The sequence below is a fragment of the Priestia endophytica genome (genome assembly GCF_026790145.1).
In the GTDB taxonomy this organism is placed as follows: domain Bacteria; phylum Bacillota; class Bacilli; order Bacillales; family Bacillaceae_H; genus Bacillus_I; species Bacillus_I endophytica_A.
The window spans coordinates 1,503-3,653 of record NZ_JALAMS010000077.1 but is presented as its reverse complement, the minus strand read 5'-3'; the positions used below and the strand labels follow the sequence as shown (position 1 = coordinate 3,653).

General features: G+C 31.1%; 3 protein-coding genes. 1 reads left to right on the top strand and 2 read right to left on the bottom strand.

The window, feature by feature from the left end; genetic code table 11:
• Window positions 1-409: 409 nt before the first annotated feature.
• Entirely contained in the window at window positions 410-883 is a 474-nt protein-coding gene (locus MOC86_RS26940; protein WP_268586953.1) for a VOC family protein, read from the top strand.
• Window positions 884-981: 98 nt separating this feature from the next.
• Here MOC86_RS26940 and MOC86_RS26935 read toward each other — a convergent pair whose 3' ends face one another.
• Both MOC86_RS26935 and MOC86_RS26930 read right to left on the bottom strand, forming a co-directional pair.
• Window positions 982-1,488, bottom strand: a complete 507-nt coding sequence (locus tag MOC86_RS26935; RefSeq protein ID WP_268586952.1) for a GNAT family N-acetyltransferase — start codon at window positions 1,486-1,488, stop codon at window positions 982-984.
• Window positions 1,489-1,633: 145 nt separating this feature from the next.
• Window positions 1,634-2,059 carry a helix-turn-helix transcriptional regulator gene (locus MOC86_RS26930; protein WP_326847771.1) on the bottom strand — a complete coding sequence of 142 codons (426 nt, stop codon included), beginning with the start codon at window positions 2,057-2,059 and terminating at the stop codon, window positions 1,634-1,636.
• Window positions 2,060-2,151 lie beyond the last annotated feature (92 nt).

Below are 2,151 nucleotides of genomic sequence, written 5' to 3'. Positions count from 1 at the left end.
GAAATTTTTGCACCAGAACCCTTTAGTTTAATATACAAGTAAAAAATTAATACACTTGGAGTTTAGGGCTAAAAAGAAAAATTAATACAGAGGTTTATTAAACTTTATTTTAAATCTACATTATGAGAAAAGTAAGGGCTATAAGACGTCCGTAAAAGTATACTTTTACGGACGTTTCCTTCTTCTCAAAAAACACTCGTATATTGACCGTCTCAAAAATCTTGGTTTTTAAGGCAGTTTAGTTATGAATGTTCGTCAAAGGATTATTTGACTGATTAATTCCAATTATTTTATAATTTACCATACCCCTAGATGTTCATTATTAAAAACTTACATTTAGATTCAGGATATAAGTTAATTAAGAAAGAACTGGGTTCTAAGAAAAGTCATCGAGAGAAAGGATTTAAAAATGATTAACGGAATATTTGAAACACACATTAATGTATTAAACTTTGAAGAATCCTCGGATTTTTATAAAAATTCACCTGGTATATCTCCCTTATATAAAGACGAAAGTAGAAAGTCTACGTTCTTTTGGGTTGGTGGCGAAGGTAAAGGTATGTTAGGTATAAGAGAAAACTATCCCAGTAAGAATGTCCAAAGACAGCACTTCGCCATCTCAGTTGATTTAGAAAACCTTAAAAAAACTGCCATAGAAGTAAGGGAATTAGGAATTTCTATTCATAACTTTTTTGAAGATGATTCAGGGGAATTATATGTATTTCCTTTTATGCCTGCTGTCTCATTCTACTTCAAAGATCCTAATGGGCATTCGGTAGAATATATCTCTATGTTAGACGATAAACCTTTACCGGATAAACCGATTATGAAATGGAGTGAGTGGGAAAGGATTAATGGAAGAGTGCCAAGGGAAATCTTTTAGTTTTTATCACTCTTCAGGCTTCTAATAACCATAAAGATTAACATAACACGGATTCTAGAAACCGAGAAGCCTTAAATGTATAATTTAAGGCTTCTTTATTACTGTTTAATATATAAAACCATATGTTCTTCATCAATATATGTATTGTTTAACTTTAAAGCTCTTTTTTCTATAGAAAAACTTTTAAATCCTAATGTTGAATAAAGATTTTTAGCTGCAATGTTAGTAGTAACTACAGTTAAATAAATCTGTTCGATTTCTTTTAAAGTTTTTGCTTTCTCAATACAAGTTGCTATGAGTTTTCTTCCAATTCCCGTCTTTCTACTGAGTGGAGAAACATACATAGCTGTAATATTCGCTCGGTGTCTTAACTTAATCAGATACTCCTTTTTCAAAGTTACGATTCCAATCAATTCGTTATGCTTATCAAAGGCTCCGAATGTGAATGATTCTGGAGAAGATAGTTTATCTTTAAAATACTTGATGGATAAGTCTTTTTCTTCTTCATAACTAGATCCAAATGATTCAGGGTGTTTTTTCAGAGATTCTAAACGAACCTTACGATATTCTCGAGCATCTAATGTATTTAAATTTCTAATCTCCATTGTACATACCTACCAACTGTTTTCTTTTCATATTACAGCAAATTAGAATTTATTTCTTAATAATCCAAGGAAGAAGATGTGTATTTTCAGTTACCATAATGTGATTTATCGGAAATAAAGAAGCCTTGGTTAAACCAAAGCTTCTTTATGGTGTTTTATTAAAATCTTTTTTTACATCTTGAAATAGTTTTATCAGACTTTCATAAAAACCAATGATTAACCCTCCTACCATATTTAATACGATAGAAAAAATTAAAGAATCAAAAATGAGACCAAGAAAAATCCCTAAAAATATGATCATAATTCCGATGTAAAACCCGGCATTTATTTCTTCTTCCTTAATATCCGTTTCAAGTTGAAGAGTAGAATCCTTTTTAATTAACTCATCAACGGTTATTCCATAGATTTCACTTAATCTTATAAGGTTTTGAATATCTGGGTAGCCCTTATTATTTTCCCACTTGTATACGGCTTGCCTCGAGACATTCATTTTCTGAGCTAGTTCCTCTCTAGACATATTTCGCTCTTCTCTTAACTTCTTTAACTGTTCTCCAAGTTTCAACTGTTTCACCTCTGGGTTCCACCTTATAACAACTATTCAAAATTATCCATAAACGTTTGGTGATTCAGTTGTAAACATTAGTTAAGTCGGGTAAGTTAGGG

Bases quoted from the DNA above. Each gene is read 5' to 3' on its own strand.
- MOC86_RS26935 (WP_268586952.1), bottom strand. From the start codon at position 1,488: ATGGAGATTAGAAATTTAAATACATTAGATGCTCGAGAATATCGTAAG.
- MOC86_RS26940 (WP_268586953.1), top strand. From the start codon at position 410: ATGATTAACGGAATATTTGAAACACACATTAATGTATTAAACTTTGAA.